The sequence below is a fragment of the Caulobacter sp. CCUG 60055 genome (assembly GCF_022750545.1).
Taxonomy (GTDB): Bacteria; Pseudomonadota; Alphaproteobacteria; order Caulobacterales; family Caulobacteraceae; genus PUIC01.
In genome coordinates this window covers 150228-166395 of sequence record NZ_PUIC01000016.1, presented here as the reverse complement: position 1 = coordinate 166395, position 16168 = coordinate 150228, and the positions used below count along the sequence as shown (strand labels likewise).

General features: G+C 67.8%; 17 protein-coding genes and 1 tRNA gene. 17 read left to right on the top strand and 1 reads right to left on the bottom strand.

Annotation, left to right across the window (positions count from 1 at the left end):
* The first annotated feature begins 1 nt into the window (after position 1).
* The 13 genes from C5708_RS18185 to C5708_RS18125 all read left to right on the top strand — a co-directional run bounded on the left by C5708_RS18185 (position 2) and on the right by C5708_RS18125 (position 12247).
* Positions 2-874 (top strand): DUF2163 domain-containing protein, encoded by an 873-nt coding sequence (locus C5708_RS18185; RefSeq protein WP_242923296.1) that lies wholly within the window; start codon positions 2-4, stop codon positions 872-874.
* Complete coding sequence (locus tag C5708_RS18180; RefSeq protein ID WP_242923295.1) at positions 874-1329, top strand: NlpC/P60 family protein; 456 nt, start codon at positions 874-876, stop codon at positions 1327-1329. Before C5708_RS18185 ends, C5708_RS18180 begins: the two co-directional genes overlap by 1 nt.
* A complete protein-coding gene (locus tag C5708_RS18175) occupies positions 1319-6118 on the top strand; it encodes a phage tail protein (protein ID WP_242923294.1) in 4800 nt (1599 codons plus the stop codon). Before C5708_RS18180 ends, C5708_RS18175 begins: the two co-directional genes overlap by 11 nt.
* A gap of 9 nt (positions 6119-6127) precedes the next feature.
* Positions 6128-6619: a hypothetical protein gene (locus tag C5708_RS18170; protein WP_242923293.1), complete on the top strand. Its 492-nt coding sequence runs from the start codon at positions 6128-6130 to the stop codon at positions 6617-6619.
* Between the two features lie 9 nt (positions 6620-6628).
* Positions 6629-7054 (top strand): hypothetical protein, encoded by a 426-nt coding sequence (locus tag C5708_RS18165; protein WP_242923292.1) that lies wholly within the window; start codon positions 6629-6631, stop codon positions 7052-7054.
* Position 7055: 1 nt separating this feature from the next.
* Positions 7056-7499, top strand: coding sequence for a glycoside hydrolase family protein (locus tag C5708_RS18160; protein ID WP_242923290.1), 444 nt, complete (start codon positions 7056-7058; stop codon positions 7497-7499).
* Positions 7500-8027: 528 nt separating this feature from the next.
* On the top strand, positions 8028-8300 hold the full coding sequence (locus C5708_RS18155; protein WP_242923288.1) for a hypothetical protein: 273 nt from the start codon (positions 8028-8030) through the stop codon (positions 8298-8300).
* The gene (locus tag C5708_RS18150) at positions 8297-8554 is read left to right on the top strand and encodes a hypothetical protein (RefSeq protein ID WP_242923286.1); all 258 of its coding nucleotides are present in this window, start codon (positions 8297-8299) and stop codon (positions 8552-8554) included. The genes C5708_RS18155 and C5708_RS18150 overlap by 4 nt, the downstream gene beginning before the upstream one ends.
* Positions 8555-8725: 171 nt before the next feature.
* Complete coding sequence (locus C5708_RS18145) at positions 8726-9166, top strand: hypothetical protein (protein WP_242923284.1); 441 nt, start codon at positions 8726-8728, stop codon at positions 9164-9166.
* A 98-nt stretch (positions 9167-9264) separates the two neighbouring features.
* Complete coding sequence (locus C5708_RS18140) at positions 9265-9465, top strand: hypothetical protein (protein WP_242923282.1); 201 nt, start codon at positions 9265-9267, stop codon at positions 9463-9465.
* 277 nt (positions 9466-9742) lie between these two features.
* The gene (locus tag C5708_RS18135) at positions 9743-11119 is read left to right on the top strand and encodes a L,D-transpeptidase family protein (protein ID WP_242923280.1); all 1377 of its coding nucleotides are present in this window, start codon (positions 9743-9745) and stop codon (positions 11117-11119) included.
* Between the two features lie 196 nt (positions 11120-11315).
* A complete protein-coding gene (locus tag C5708_RS18130; RefSeq protein ID WP_242923278.1) occupies positions 11316-11771 on the top strand; it encodes a DUF882 domain-containing protein in 456 nt (151 codons plus the stop codon).
* Positions 11772-11842: 71 nt separating this feature from the next.
* A complete protein-coding gene (locus tag C5708_RS18125) occupies positions 11843-12247 on the top strand; it encodes a DUF805 domain-containing protein (RefSeq protein WP_242923276.1) in 405 nt (134 codons plus the stop codon).
* A 21-nt stretch (positions 12248-12268) separates the two neighbouring features.
* Here C5708_RS18125 and lipB read toward each other — a convergent pair whose 3' ends face one another.
* Entirely contained in the window at positions 12269-12988 is a 720-nt protein-coding gene (lipB, locus tag C5708_RS18120; protein WP_242923274.1) for a lipoyl(octanoyl) transferase LipB, read from the bottom strand.
* A gap of 66 nt (positions 12989-13054) precedes the next feature.
* Here lipB and C5708_RS18115 point away from each other — a divergent pair, with 66 nt between their 5' ends.
* From C5708_RS18115 to C5708_RS18100, 4 genes are all read left to right on the top strand, one after another.
* Complete coding sequence (locus C5708_RS18115; RefSeq protein WP_242923272.1) at positions 13055-13303, top strand: FliM/FliN family flagellar motor switch protein; 249 nt, start codon at positions 13055-13057, stop codon at positions 13301-13303.
* 103 nt (positions 13304-13406) lie between these two features.
* Positions 13407-13491, top strand: a tRNA-Leu gene (locus tag C5708_RS18110).
* A 192-nt stretch (positions 13492-13683) separates the two neighbouring features.
* Entirely contained in the window at positions 13684-14874 is a 1191-nt protein-coding gene (locus C5708_RS18105) for a lysozyme (protein WP_242923271.1), read from the top strand.
* Positions 14875-14935: 61 nt separating this feature from the next.
* Positions 14936-16102, top strand: coding sequence for an isovaleryl-CoA dehydrogenase (locus tag C5708_RS18100; protein WP_242923270.1), 1167 nt, complete (start codon positions 14936-14938; stop codon positions 16100-16102).
* Positions 16103-16168 lie beyond the last annotated feature (66 nt).

Here is a 16168-nt window from a genome sequence, read left to right as displayed (position 1 = left end):
CATGCGCAGCGCACCCGTCGCCCTGATCAACCTGCTTGAGAGCGGTCAGGCCTTCGTCAAGGCCGACCTCTACACCTTCACCCTGAACGGAGGGGCGGTGCTTCGCTACACCGGCGCCGACCAGCCCGTCACCGCCAACGGATACGTGTTCGGCTGCGGCCCGCTGATCGAAGACGGCGGGATCAAGACCCAGCGCGGGATTCAGGTGGACACCATCGAGATCACCCTGCGGGCCGACGCCCGCCAGACGGTGAACGGCGTGCCGTGGCTGACCTTCCTGCGTCGGAACGGCCTGGACGGGGCCCTGGTCAAGATCGAGCGGGCCATCGCACCCGACTGGCCGACCCTGCTGAACGCCGGCCCCACCGGGACCTACATCCGTTTCTCCGGCCGGTTCAGCAAGACCACCGACATCGGCCGCTCGCAGGCGACCATCACGGCGTCGTCGTGGCTGGAGCTGTTGAACGTCAACATGCCGGCGGACGTCTATCAGTCGTCGTGCCTCAACACGCTCTACGGCGCCAAATGCCAGGTCAATCGGGCGAGTTTCGCGCGGGCGGGCGTCGTGGTGTCGAGCGCCAATCCGGTCAATGTGCCCACCAACGTCTCGGCGCCGTCGGGCTATTACGTGCACGGAACGATCGTGTTCACCTCCGGCGCCAATACGGGGATCAGCCGCACGATCAAGGCCCAGGACGGCGCCGGCAACCTGACCCTGCTGCCGTCCCTGCCGGCGCCGCCCGCCGCCGGCGACGGCTTCACGATCTATCCGGGTTGCGACCTGACCCAGGCGACCTGCCTGACCAAATTCAACAACCTCGTCCATTTCCGGGGCCAGCCCTACGTGCCGGCTCCGGAAACGTCGGTGGTCTGATGTCCGCCGCCATGCGCGAGGCCGTGGTCGCCGAAGCGATGAGCTGGCTGCGCACGCCCTATCACCACGGAGCCGGTCTCAAGGGGATCGGAACCGACTGCGCCCGCTTTCCGCTCGCGGTCTACGCCGAGGCCGGCGCCATTCCGCCCACCGACGTCGGCGTCTACGCCCGCGACTGGCATCTCCATCACGGTGAAGAACTCTACCTCGGCTGGCTGAACCGTCTGGCGACGGAGATCGAGCGGGACGCGCTCGCGCCCGGCGATTTCGTGGTCTGGCGGTTCGGACGCACGTTCTCGCACGGCGCCATCGTCGTCGACCCGCCCCTGGTCATCCACGCCTACATCGGCGTCGGCGTCACGCTCGACGACATGGACGGCCACAGCGAACTGCTGACCCGCCCGGCGCGGTGCTTCACCCTCTGGCCCGAGAAGGATCCCGCGCATGGGCGGTAAGTCGACCAGCACGTCCGAGCCGAAGCTCAACCAGATCAAGGTGCAGACATCCGCCTACGGCATCGCCGTCGGGCGTGGCTGGGGCACGTTCAGGGCGTCCTGCAATCTGTTGTACTATACTGACTTTCAGGCGATCCCGCACACCACGACGACCAGCACGGGCGGCAAGGGCGGCGGCGGCAAGAGCTCCAACACCACCTACACCTACACGGCCTCGATCATCCTCGGCGTCTGCGCCGGGCCGGTGGCCGGCGTCAGGACGGTCTATCGCGACAAGTCGGTATTCTCGGGCGACGGCGGCGTGGCGCTTTCGCAGGCGGGACTCAGCCTGGCGAACGGTTCGATCGGTCAACCGGTGTGGGGCTATCTCAGCGGCAGCCACCCCGCCGAAGCCATCGGCTACAGCGGCCTAGCCTACGCCTATGCGGCCAATTACGCGCTGTCGAACGGCGCCGGCCTGCCGAACCATTCGTTCGAAGTCGAGATGGGGAGCCGGGCGGTCATCAACGGCGTGACGGTCGACGACGCGTTGCCGTCCACCGTGATCGGCGAGTTCCTGTCGGAGGTTCCGCTCTGGCCCGCGGGCCTGGTCGGCGACCTCGGCGATCATGCGCTCTATTGCACGGCCGCGAATCTGTTGGTCTCGCCCTATCTGGACAGCCAGCGTTCGGCTTCGGACTTCCTGACCGAGATCCTGACCGCCTCCAATTCCGACGCGGTATGGAGCGACGGCGTCTTCAAGGTGGTTCCTTATGGCGACGTGGCCGTCAGCGGCAACGGCGTGGTCTGGAGCCCAAGACTCACCCCCGTCTACGACCTGAGCGAGGCCGATTTCGTTCCGTCGAGCGACGGCGAGGATCCGGTCAAGGTCTCGCTCAAGGAGCCGGCCGATTGCTACAACTATGTCCAGGTCGAGTTCCTGGACCGGTCCCACCAATACAACACCAACGTCGTGCCGGGGATCGATCAGGCCAGCATCGACGCCTACGGCGTGCGCAAGGCCAATCCCGCGACGCTGCATTCGATATGCGACCCCGGCATCGCCGCCCAGATCGCCCAGATCATGGTGCAGCGCAGCTGTTACGTCCGCCAGACCTTCACCTTTCAGCTCGCCGACAACTATTGCCTGCTCGAACCGATGGTCGATGTCGTCACCATCACGAGCGGCGACCTGAACCGTCAGCTGGTCCGCATCACCGAGATCGCCGAAGCCGGCGACGGTCTGCTGCAGGTCACCGCCGAGGAGGTGCTGGTCGGCTCCGCCAGCGCCCCGCAATTCAGCCGTCAATCCGCCGCCGGCCCCGCTCCCAACTACGACATCAGCCCGGGCGCGGCGGTGAACGTGGTGCTGATCAACCCGCCTGGCGCTCTCCTCAATGGGACGTTGTACGAGGCGTGGCTGGCCGTGGCCGGCGGGCCGAACTGGGGCGGTTGCGAGGTGTGGGCGAGCCTGGACGGAACCAACTACGAGCGGCAGGGGGTGGTCAACGGACCAGCCCGCTTCGGCACGATCAGCAACGCCTTGCCGTCCCGCGCCGATCCGGACGTGATCGACACCCTGGCGGTCGACGTGACCCCAAGCAACGGCGTCCTTCTGGCGGCCTCGCAGGCGGACGCGGACGCCTTCGCGACCCTCTGCCTGGTCGATGGCGAGCTGATCAGCTACCGGGACGCCTCGCTGGTGTCGGCGCACCATTACAGCCTGGGCTATCTGCGGCGGGGGGTGTACGGCACCGGCGTCGCCAGCCATGCGCCCGGCGCAGTGTTCGTGCGGCTCGACCAGGGCATCTGGAAGTTCCCGTATCAGAAGGGGCAGGTCGGCCAGACGCTGCACCTGAAGTTCCGCTCGCTCAACGTCTTCGGACGAGCCTTGCAGGACCTGTCGGCCGTCGCCGACTACACCATCACCCTGAACCCGAATGCGGCGCCGGAGACGCCGCTGCACTGGTCCAACATCCTGGGCCCTGGCAAGCCCGAGGACGGCGCCGACGTGACCGGCAATCACGTCTCGGCCGGGATCGTCGGCCAGGGGCCGTTGGCGACCTCGCCGCTGACGCCGGCTCAGGTGGACAACACCCAGGGAGGCTTTGCTCCGCGCAAGACCTGGGATTTCGACACCTCGGCTCAGGGGTTCACAGCGACGGGAGCGACGCTGACCTCAACCGGCAATGGGACGATGGTCTACTATCCATCATCCCCGACCAACTGGCTGGTGACCCAGCCGTTCATCTTCAACGGGACCGATGTCTACGTCATCCGGATGCGGGTAAGGCCGCTGACCGCCGTCGCCAACTGGACGGGCACGGTTTATTGGGGCACCGCCAGTTACATCCCGATCGACGGCACTCGTTCGCTTAGCGTGCCCCAGCCGCAGTTCACCGTCGGCCAGTGGTTCATCCTGGAATGGGATGTCAGCGGCGATACCCGCTACCTCAATCAGAGTGTTCGCCAAATTCGGGTCGACCTGACCAACAACTCGACGACCCAGTGGGAGATCGACTGGTTCGCGATCGGCATCCGCGCTTCAGACCCCGTCAGCTTCCGCGGCATCACCGACAGCGCCGATCAGACCAGCGCCAATACCGCCGCAGCCATTGCCGGCCAGGGCCAGCTCGCCACTTCGACCCTGACCACGACACAGGTCGACAACCGCAACGTCCCGGTCGGGGCCAACGCCCTGATCAACGATGGCTGGTCGAATGGCGCTTATGGTTGGGTCACCGGCGATAGCGGCAACACCGGCAATGCGGGAGAGGGCGGTCTGAACCCAATTGGGTACAGCGGCCAGCGCAACGTCATGTATCGACACATCGGCGGCGCGGTCACCGCGGGCAAGTACTTCTACGCGCCCTCCGTGATGGCGGGCCTCTACCCGTTTAGTCTGACCAGCGTGAAGCGCTTCGGCCTCAACGTTGTCCCCAACGACCTCGTCTATGCTCGTGCGTTGCTGTCAAACCATAGGTGCGCCGCGTCCTTGTTGATCCGCTGGTTCGATGGCTCGGCCAGTTTCATTTCAGATAGTCGCATACCGGCGGCTCTGGCGTCCGGTGACGCTGGCGGGCCTAGTGGCGCGAATGGCGATCCGGCGAATTTCGGCGAGGTGTTTGGATATGGCGTCGCGCCCGCCAACGCCAAATTTGCGGTGCTGCTGACCTACGCGGATGTGACTGCTGCGGTGAACGACCCCTACGTGTTCGTCGCTGAGCCGATGCTCGCCAAGGCGCCGCCAGGGCAGAACACGAGCGTGAAATTGCCCTTCCTGCCGGGCACGGTCGACCGCTACGCCGACCAGACCAGCATCAACCAGGCAGCGTCGATCTCCGGACAGGGCGCTCTCGCGACCAAGAACCAGGCGGGCCTGGCTGACCTCTCAGTCGGCATCGGCCACAATATGCTTTGGGGGGCAGAGCATATGCTGAACGCCGATCTGCTCCTGCAGGTCGGCTATAATCCCCAATCCGTCACCTACTTCATCGGCAAGGCCAAAACGATCTACGGTGGCAATTGGGGGCTGGCCGACGACTCGACCTACACCATTCAGCAGGGGGCCTCGGGCGCCAACACCGATATCGTCGACTTTCTCTACAAGCGCCCCGACGGTAACGGCGGCTTCACGACCTACTACCCCTGCCAGGCAGGAAACTACTACGAGTTCTCGCTCTATACGTGCTCCGCCGCCGGCCGAAATGTCTCGATCTGGATCGCCTGGGTCGATCCGACGGGAGGCTCCCTAGGCTTCATCAACTCGGCGTGGTCTGGCGGCGGCAACACTGGCAAGAGCAATGATCTGAACACCGACTATGTTCGACAGGTCGTTCGCGGCCAGGCGCCGACAGGCGCCGCCCAGATGTATGTCTTCATCCGCTCAGGCAATCAGGTTAACGCCTGGACCCAGTTCACCCACCCAATGCTCTGTCAGGTCAGTCCGTCGACCACGGACATCGCGCCTTGGGCGCCGTTCGCAGGGTCGCTGGGGGCCTACAACAGCAAGAGCGGTCGGGTCATCAACGCCAATGGCCTGCCGATCAACGGCATGACAAGCTATGGCTGGGTGATCAATCCGACCTATGTCCTGTCGACGGATTCGCCGAACCGCATCAACGTCGCTCCGTTCACCCTATATCTGCCGAACTACAGCCTCAGCGTCGGCGCAGCTCCCATCAACGGCCTGGCCCCCGGAATCGCCTATTCGGTCTATTGGGACCTGCAGGCCTCGACGTTCGTGGCGGCCTCATCAGGCACTCAGGCGCTATCGACCAGTCCTGATCGCTACATCGCGCTGGGCGTCCAAACGACGCAGGCCCAGGGCGGCGGTCCGCCGCCTAATCCCCCAGCCGCCCCCCCGGGCGGGGGCGGAGGCGGCGGCGCAATCTGCGTCCTCGCCAACTCCCTCATGCCGAATGGCGTTCCTGCTGGATCTGTCCAAGCTGGCATGACCCTAACGGTGCTGAAGCGCGACGGCTCCGGCCATCAGCCGGAGGTCTGCTACAGCAACCGGCCAGGCGCTCAGCCCTGCGTGATGCTGACCCTGGCCAACGGGGCGCAGGTCGGTTGCACGGTCAAGACCCCGATCGAGCAGCGGGATGGCTCGGCGATCTTCGCCCAGCACGCCCTCGGCGCGGCGGCGGCCTATCTGGTCGACGGCGTGTTCGGCTGGGCCGAGATCGTCGCCGTCGAACCCATTGGCGTCAGGCCCATCGCCCAGATCACGGTCGGCAACCGCAGCTATGCCGCCGGCGTCAAGCCCGGCGCTTTCGTGTTCACCCACAACCAGTCGCAAATCCCATAGGAGGGCCGCATGGCCGAAGGAAAGAGCGTGCCGGTGGACATCACCGACGCGTTGCGCGCCGCTGGGCATGACATCAATACCGAGGATCGCGTCTACGAACTGGGCGACCACAAGGTGAAGGTCCGCACCATCCATGACGATCAGGCCAGCCAGATCGGTCAGGAGGTTTTCCGCTTCACCGGCTCGCTCGTCGGCGACGACGGCAAGGCGCTGCAGGCCGACACCGGGGCGTTTCAGATCCAGGCGGACGGCTATCAGGAAGTGTTCATGAGCCATTCGCCGGTCGATTTCGTCTCGGCGATCGAGCGGGCACGGTTCGTGATGGTCGAGCGGACCATCCAGGGCGCCCAGCACCGGGCAGCCGCCAGCGCGCTCACCGGGATCGCCACCCGCAGCGAGATCATCGCTCGCAAGGGCGTGGACCCGTTCTTCAATCTGAATACGCCGAGCGCGCAGCCCGTGCAGGCCCTGCCGGCGCCGCTCGACGCCAGCATTCAATAGGAGGCCTCCATGGAGACCATCACCGGCATTCCCGAAATGCGCGTCGCGGTGCAGACCTTCGCGCTTCAACACGGTCCGGCCTTGCCCGACGGTGTGGCGGAACTGCTTGCAGGGACCCTCGCGGCCATGTCGCCGGTCGTCACGATCTGCGACACGGCCGAACTCCTTTACGCGAGGCGAACCGAGATCGCGGACGTCGCGGCCCGGCAGGCCGCGTTGGTCGTGCTCGGGCAGTGCGCGGGCTTTGGCGCGGCCAACGGCTGGCACAGTCTGGCCATCGACGGCCGTGGCCTGAAGATGCGCCAGGCGGCGCTGCGTGAACTTGGCGAAGCGCCGGGAGAAGGAAGGCCCTGGCCCGATCCTTCGGAGGATCCTGCGCCGGACGTTCGCTATGGCGCGGCCGAGCCGGCCGCCGCGCCGTTGGCGGCGAACTGAGATGCCGACGCCGGCCGTACTGGCGGACCTGCGGCGGGATGAGGGCCTGAGGCTGATCGCCTACCCGGACCCGCTGTCGGGAGGCGATCCATGGACCATCGGCTACGGCCATACCGGGCCTGAGGTCCGCAAGGGACTGGTCTGGTCGCTCGCCCAGGCCGAGGCCGCCCTTGCACAGGATGCGGGCGTGGTCGAGGGCGCGCTGGACCGCAATCTGCCCTGGTGGCGGGAAATGACGCCGGCTCGGCAGGATGTCCTGGTCAATATGGGCTTTAATCTAGGCGTTCCAGGACTGCTCAAGTTCCGCGCCACGCTTTCCCAGATGCGCGCCGGCGACTATGCGGCGGCGGCGGCGGGCATGCTCGCCAGCCTCTGGGCCCGCCAGGTCGGCCCCCGGGCGCGGCGACTCGCGGAAATGATGAGGGTCGGCGTACGAACCGCCTAAGGTCGCTCCACACCGACGCGAAGATGTGGGAACGTCGCGCCAGGCTTGGGCGTTCGATTCCGGGGTTCGACCAGGAGGCGTCAGATGTTCAACATGGCCTCGCCAAAGGCTCCGCCCGTAGACCGTCCCAGGAAGGGACCGGCCTGGCGGCGAAGGGCGCTGACTGCGCCTCGGATCATCTTCCGTGTGGTCGTTTCGACCTGTGCGCTTGTGCCCCGGCGTTACGACGCCTTGTTGGCCGGCATCCTGACCTGGGCGGTCACCGGCGGTCGCCGCCTGGCCTGACCTGGGCGTGAAAAGGCCCGGCGGGGAAGGGATCGCCGGGCCTCTCACTCTGGCGACGGCCGGGGAGAGGGGACCGCGACCGCCACCAACGGATAACGGTCGTCAGCGCGAACGGTTGCGTCGCGCGCTTTTGCGCGTCTTGCGACACGGCGTCGCGCCATCCAACGAGGTTAGCCAGATGAAGCGTACCTGTATGACGTCCGCTGCGCGGGCGCCCGGTCGGCGCGTGCGCGAGGAACGGCCATGAGCTCGGGCGGACAGCGTTCGGCGTTCCGATCGACAGACGGCGCCGAAGTCACGGCCGCGCTGGCCCGCATCGAGGCCAAGCTTGAAAGTCTCAGCGAGATCGTCGTCGGCCGGGACGGCGACGGCGGGCTGCGCGCGGATCTTCGGGCCATGATGTCCTTGCGCGACCGTGGTCTGGGCATGGTGGCCGCCCTGACCATACTGGGCGCGGTGCTGATGGTGGTGGTCAAGGCCTGGCTGGGCCACCTTTGGGCCGGAGGCCGGCCGTGAGCGGGGGGGCTCTGCTGCGCAAGGTGTTTCGCGACTATTTCACGGGTCCGGACGGCGACAGCTTTGCGATCGGCAAGGGGCTGGCCATGCTGATGTTCCTGCTCGGCGCGCCCTTGCCCTATGTCATGCTGTTGACCGGGAAGGCGGTGTCGTTGACGGACGCAGGGGTGTTCTACGGCGCGCTTGGCGGCGCGGTCATGGCCCTGATCTGGGGCACGAACCCCGCCGAACCCAAGGTGACAGGTTCGACCTGACGGCTGGATCATTGTTGGGAGAAGGTGACCGACCCGGCGGTTAACGTCGGGGGGGCGTGGCCGGGCCGGTCGTGTCAGCTTCGTCCTTGGGACGAACCGGACCACTCCAAAATTCCGGCCGGCGGAAAAGGTTCCGCGTTCCAGACAACTTTCTTTTCGAGGGAGGCGCGATTGCTGTCTCTTTGGAATCTGTCGCGCCTGCTGTTGAGGCCGCAAGCGTGGTTCTGCCTGGCCGCCGTCGCCGCAGGCGGCCTGCTCTGGGGGCAGACGCTTCGACTGCACCAACTGCAGGGGCAATTGGCCGCCGCCAGGCTGGCTCTGGTCGACCCGAGGACCCAACAGAGCTGGCGCGAGGAGGCGGCGGCCTTCGAGCGCGGGTGGCGCGAGTGCAGGGTTGGAGCCGACAGTCTTGAGCGCGCCATCGATCAGCAGAACGCCGCCGTCGCGGCGCTTCAGGAACAAGGCGAGCGCCGCAGAGCGCAGGCCGAGCAGGCCCAGGCGCAGGCGGCGGCCGCGCGGCGGCGGGCGCAGGACGCCGCCGCCGCCGTGTTGGCGGCGCCGCCGGAAGCCGACCATTGCGCCGCCGCGCTGAAGCTTATCCGGATCCGATGATCCGCCATGAAGGAGGCTCCGTCGTGAGGCGAAGGTTTTGGGCGTGTCTCGTCGCGGTCTCATGCGCCGCCTGCGCGCACCAGGGCGTCCCCCCTGTCGTGGTGAAATCGGCGAGCATCCCTGTTGTGGTCCGTTGTCCTGCGGGCGTTTCGCCGGCTCCCGCCTATCCGGACACCGAGCAGGCGCTCGCGGGGGCGGCGGACGTCTTCGCCGGCGTTCAGTTGCTGCTCGCCGGCCGGCTGTTGCGTATCGCGCGTGAGGCGGAGCTGGAAGCCGCCGTCAGGGCCTGCGCCAATTGACCGGCGCGTATTTCCCAAGGGCCTGCACCAGCTCCCGGTCTGGGCCTCTTAGTCGGCGTCGGAGCGGGCCGCTTCGCGGCGGGGGACCGCAGCGTGCGGCTGGCCGACCTCTTCCAGGTCATGCGCGGCGCGGGTTAGGCCCGCGGAACCAGTGCGGCCGCAACGCTTTCACCTTATGAGAGCGGCTGTTGCGTAGCCCTCCTGAAGTCGAGCCGGGAAGGTGGCGATGACGGCGTTTGCCAAGGGTGCGAGATCGTTCGCGAGGGGCCTCGCGATCGTGCTCGCGACCTGTCTGACGGGGACCGTCGCGGCCCAGGCGCCTGGAACGCCGCCGCCGGCCGCCGTCGAGCCGCCGCCCCGACTAAGCGGTCAGGACGAGCAGGCGATCCTTCGCGCGCTGACCGCCGCCAAGGATCAGGGGCTGCCGGCGTTCGACGTCGCCGCCCTGGCGGCGGGGCTCAAGGCCAAGGACCCGGCGGCTCGCGAGCAGGCCGACCAGACCCTGGTCGAGGCGGCGACGCGTTACGCCCGGTTCCAAAGAATCGGGGGCTCGCCCCCCGCGCGCCGCAACGAGGCCTGGGGGCTCGCCGCGCCAGCCTATGACGCGGCCGCCGACCTGCTGGCGGCCCACAAGGCGGGGCGGCTGGCGGCCTGGCTCGGGGACCTGGAGCCGCAGGGCCGGGAATACAAGGCGCTTGCGGAACAGTATCGCCGATACCGGGACGCGGCCTCCGCGGGCGGCTGGCCGGTCGTACCGGCGGGCGTGCAGAACGGCGCCAAAGGCTCGGTGGTCTTGCTGCGTCAACGCCTCGCCGCAGAGGGCTACGCCGCGCCCGCGGCGGCCAAGCCCGCCAGGTTCGACCCGGGGCTCGCCGACGCTCTGAAGGCCTTCCAAGCCAGGCATGGCCTGGCCGCGTCCGGGCGGGTCGATGAGCGCACGCTGGCCGCCCTGAACGTGACGGCCGAGGATCGCGCCGCGCAGATCGCCGCCAACCTGGAGCGCCTGCGCTGGGGCCCCCGTGTCCCGCCGCCGAACCGGATCGAGGTCGATATTCCGTCGGCGGAGGCGGTGCTGTTCGAGGCCGGCGGCCCGACTCTGACCATGAAGGTGGTCGTCGGCGATCCGAAGCATCAGACGCCGATGCTGGGCTCGCAGGTCCAGTACGTGATCTTCAATCCGCCCTGGAACGTTCCGGCCTCGATCGCGTCCAAGGAGATCCTGCCCAAGGCCGCGCGCGACCGTGGCTATCTCGCCCGCCACGGCTATCGGCGCGTGAACGGCCAGATCCGCCAGGCCCCCGGCGCGCGCAACGCCCTGGGGCGGATCAAGTTCGACTTCCCCAACCCCTATGGCGTCTATCTGCACGACACCCCGGCGCGGGCCCTGTTCGCCCGCGATCGGCGGGGGCTCAGCCATGGCTGCGTCAGGCTTGAGCAGCCGCGGGCGCTCGCCGGAAAGCTGTTGGCCGGCCAGTCGTGGACCGACGACAAGATCGACAAGGCTATCGACGCCGGCAAGACGCGGTGGATCAAGCTTGACCAACCGGCTCCAGTGTTCATTCTATACCGAACCGCATACGTAGACGCGGACGGTCAACTCAATTTCCGCGATGATATATACGGGTGGGATGCCGAGTTGAACGCAATTATGTGAACGATGTTCTTGAATTTAAGAATCTATTAACTGTAAAGATCGACTGTAGTCGCGCTTTCGCCCCAATCACATGCGAAGGCCGCTCGGTCAGTCGGGTTATCGGGGGCGTCCAATGTCGCTTCGTCGTCGCGATCTACTTCGCCGTGGCCTCGCCGTGGGCGCAGGTTCCTTTTTCACCGCCTATGGGCTGCGGTCGTTGGCCGCCATTCCGGCGCGGACCCTCGCGTTCCGCAACACCCATACGGACGAGGCGGTCAAGGTCACCTACTGGGAGGGGGGCGAATACATTCCCGACGCCCTGGCCTCGGTGAACCATGTCCTTCGCGATTTCCGCACGGGCGACGTCCATCCGATCGAGCCCAAGCTGCTCGACCTGTTGACGCTGCTGCAGTCGCGGACCGAGACGACCCAGCCGTACCAGATCATCTCCGGCTATCGCTCGCCCCGCACCAACGCCCTGTTGCACGAACGCAGCGGCGGCGTGGCCACCCACAGCCTGCACATGGAAGGCAAGGCCATCGACATCCGCGTTCCCGGCGTGCGGCTGGCGTCCCTGCGCGACGCGGCACTGGGCCTGTCGCTGGGCGGGGTGGGCTACTATCCCAGCTCGGACTTCGTCCATGTGGACGTCGGCCGGGTCCGTCGCTGGTGACCCTTCCGCTTTCGGTCCGGCGATCCTAAATTCCCGGCGCGCGGGCTATGGCCGCGACTCGGGAGATCGTCATGAACAGCCAAATCGATTGGGTGGAGCTTTTCTGGTCGTCCACCGGACGGCTGGCGAGGGCGCCGTTCCTGATCGCCTGCGCGGTTCTGATCGCGGTCGCCTCGCTGTACGAAGCCATCGTCGGCACGACCTTGCACTGGCTCACGGGTTGGGTGGTCTATCCGGCGCTGTTGTTCTCGGGCGCCTGCGTGCTGTCCAAGCGGCTGCACGACCGCGGCCGGTCCGGCTGGTGGTCGGCCTTGATCCTGGTCGCCCTGGCGGCGGTGTGGCCCAAGCCGGACGGCTTCCTCGACTTCCTGTTCTCCATCGTCCTGCTGTGGGCGGTGGTGGAGCTGGCGGTCATGGGCGGCGAGCAGGGTGCGAACCGCTTCGGCCCCAATCCGATCAAGCCGGCGGCGGCCTGAACGGCGTCATGTCGGGCCGCTTCACAGCGGCGCCGGCGCGTCCACGGCCGCGCCGAACACCCGCGTGAAGCTGGCTTTCAAGGCCGCGTCGGCGTCGTCCATCGTCGCCGGCAGGCCGAGATCGACCAGGCTGGTCACGCCATGTTCGGTGATGCCGCAGGGCACGATGCCGGCGAAGTGGCCGAGGTCGGGCTCGACGTTCAGGCTGACGCCGTGGAAGCTGACCCACTTGCGCAGCTTGACGCCGACCGCGGCGATCTTGTCCTCGCGGGCGAAGCCGGGGGCCTTGCGCTCGACCCAGACCCCGACACGTCCGGGGCGGATATGCCCCTCGACGTTGAAAGCGGCGAGGGCGCCGATCACCCAGGTCTCCAACGCCTCGACGAAGGCGCGAACGTCGCGTCCCCGTTCGCGCAGATCCAGCATCACATAGGCCACCCGTTGGCCCGGGCCGTGATAGGTGAACTGTCCCCCGCGTTCGCTCTCGAACACCGGAAAGCGGTCGGGAGCCAGCAGGTCGGCCGCCTTGGCGGATACGCCGGCGGTGTAGAGGGGCGGATGTTCCAGCAGCCAGACCAACTCGGCCGCGCGGCCTTCCGCGATGTCGGCGGCGCGCGCCTCCATGGCCGCGACCGCCTCTGGATAGGGCGTGCGCCCCGTCGAGGTCGCCCATTCGACGGGGGCGCCGTCGGGGCGGCCGAGGAGCGGGGCGGCGGCGGAGTTTAACGACCGGTCAAGCATGTGGCCTCAGATTGGGCTCGACGCGGGCGAACGCAATGGCGCCCGCCTTGTGGGGTGTGCGTTCTCGTGAGCCAGGTCAAGGCCGTCAATGTCGAGATTTCGGTGCTGTTGGGGCGAGCGACCCTGCCGATGCAGCAACTGCTGCGCATGGGGCGCGGCGCGGTGATTCCCCTGGACGCCAAGGCCAACGACGAGGTCTGGATCCTGGCCAACAACCACCCCATCGCGCGCGGCGAGATTCAGATCAACGAAGACAAGATCGCCATCAGCGTCACCGGCGCGGCCAACGTCTACGACTTCATGGCCGGGGGGTGACCGGCGATCCCGCGTCCCAGCGCGGGACGGGCGGGGCGCCCGGACTTTAAAACGCGCCTTCACAAACCGCGCGGGGTTTGCTAACCCCCGCGCCTCACCACGAGCGGTCGTGGCGGAATTGGTAGACGCGCAGCGTTGAGGTCGCTGTGGGGCAACCCGTGGAAGTTCGAGTCTTCTCGACCGCACCAGTGAAATCCGGAACCGGCGGCCGCGATGGTTATCGCGGACCGGCGGCCGGGCCCTCCTGAATCCTGATCGAATGCGGCGGGCCGGCGTGAGCCGGCGACGTGGCGTCGTGGTCTCTTCGGCCGTTCCGGCGCCGCTCTTGCCCGTGAAAGGCGAACGCTTCGGCGTATGTGCCAATATGGGTCAAGAGGGCGATGAAGCCGCGTCATCAGGTCTCCCGTGTCGCGATCGACATGATCAAGCGCTTCGAGGGATGCCGCCGCACCGCGGCCGCGCTCCCCGGCGGCGGCTGGACCATCGGCTACGGCCACGTGCGGTCGGCCCGGGAGGGGGCCGAGGTCTCGCCGGCCGACGCCGAGGCCTTGCTGATCTACGACCTGCTGGAGGTGACGGGAGCCGTCAACGATTGGACCTTCACGCCGCTCACCCAGAACCAGTTCGACGCCCTGGTCTCGTTCGCCTTCAATATCGGCCTTGAGAACTTCCGCCGCTCGCTGGTGTTGCGCCGGGTCAACGAAGGCGCGCTGATCCAGGCCGCCTGCGCCCTGGAGATGTGGCGCGAGGCCGAACTCGACGGGGAGCGCATCGTCGTCGACGCCCTGGTCCGTCGCCGGGCGGCCGAGAAGACCTTGTTCCTGACGCCGCCGGGCGGCTGGGTTCCGGCTCCGACGCCGGTGGTGCGGCCCCGGCTGGATCTGCTGGCCGACGCCGCGCCGCGCCTGACGCCGGCCGCCATCGTCGCCCCGCTGGACGGGCCGGTCGCGGCCTTCCGCGATATCGGCCCCGAGACCGTCCGCCCGGTGAAGCCGGAAGTGGACGTCGCCGAGCCCGACTCTCCCGTGCAGCAGGCCGCGGCGGCGGTGGTCGAGCGGCTCCAGGCCCTTGCGCCGGACGAGCGGGATGTGACGCCTGCGGCTCCCCGACAGGCGGCCCTAGAAGCGACGGCCGATGCGGAGCCCGCGCCGGCGATCGCTCCGATCGCCTCCCGGCCCTCCGCCCTGGGCTTCAACTTCCGCCTCGCGACGCCGCCGGCCTCGACGCCGAAACCGCCCGAGCCGGCCAACGCGCCGGCCGAAGGCGAGGAGGCCGCGGCCGAACCGGTTCTCGCCGCCGGCGCCGATCTGCGCAAACGCATGTTCCCCGCGCGCCGCAGGTCGGGGAGCCGGGCCGGCGGCCGTCCGGCCAGCGTCTGGCCCTTCGTCGGCCTGGGCGCGGTCGGGCTGGTGGTGGCCGTGGCCGGCGTCTATTGGGGATTCGGACCGCACGCCGAGGCCGGCGCCGTCAGCGCCCGGCCGGTGGGATGGGTCGCCGGGGTCATCGGCGTGGTCTGCCTGGCGAGCGCCGTTTACTTCCTGCTGGAGCGGTTGGGCGGCCGGGAAGACTAGGCGTAAACAAGGCGCAGACGCCCTCTCGTCTTGCATTTCGCGAAGTGATAAGCACCCGCGCATGATCTCGAACGCTGGTCCTTCCCTCGACTTCGCGCTCGGCGAAACCGCCGACGCCATCCGTGAAACCACGGCCCGTTTCTCGGCCGACCGCATCGCCCCGCTGGCGGCGGCGATCGACGAAAGCAACGCCTTCCCGCGCGAACTCTGGCCCGAAATGGGCGACCTCGGCCTGCACGGCGTGACCGTCGAGGAAGAGTGGGGGGGCCTTGGCCTGGGCTATCTCGAACACGTGGTGGCGATGGAGGAGGTGTCGAGAGCCTCGGCCTCGATCGGCCTGTCCTACGGCGCGCACTCGAATCTGTGCGTCAACCAGATCCGTCGCTGGGGCACGCCCGAGCAGAAGCGTCGCTACCTGCCCAAGCTGATCAGCGGCGAGCATGTCGGCGCCCTGGCCATGTCCGAGGCCGGCGCGGGCTCCGACGTCATCTCCATGAAGTTGCGCGCCGACAGGAAGGGCGACCGCTACGTCCTCAACGGCACCAAGTTCTGGATCACCAACGCGCCGCACGCCGACACCCTCGTGGTCTACGCCAAGACCGATCCGGACGGCGCCAGCCGGGGCGTCACCGCCTTCCTGATCGAGAAGGACATGCCCGGCTTCCGCTGCGCCCAGAAGCTGGACAAGCTCGGCATGCGCGGCTCCGACACCGGCGAACTGGTGTTCGAGGACGTCGAGGTGCCGGAAGAGAACATCATGGGTCCGGTCGGCGGCGGGGCCGGCGTGCTGATGAGCGGCCTCGACTACGAGCGCGCGGTCCTCTCGGCCGGGCCGCTGGGCATCATGCAGGCCTGCCTCGACGTAGTCCTGCCCTATGTCCGCGAGCGCAAGCAGTTCGGCAAGGCCATCGGCGGCTTCCAGCTGATGCAGGGCAAGATCGCCGACATGTATGTCGCGCTCAATTCGGCGCGGGCCTACGTCTATTCGGTGGCCCGGGCCTGCGACGCGGGGCGCACCACGCGCTTCGACGCCGCCGGCGCGATCCTGATGGCCTCGGAGAACGCGGTGAAGGTGTCGCTGGAGGCCATCCAGGCCCTCGGCGGCGCCGGCTACACCAAGGACTATCCGGTCGAGCGCCTGCTGCGCGACGCCAAGCTCTATGACATCGGCGCCGGCACCAACGAAATCCGCCGGTTCCTGATCGGGCGCGAGCTGATCGGCGCCTAGGGGCGATTTTCCCGGCCTCCGGCGCATCGAACTATGTTCATGGAACCGTCCTTCCCTTAGAGGGGG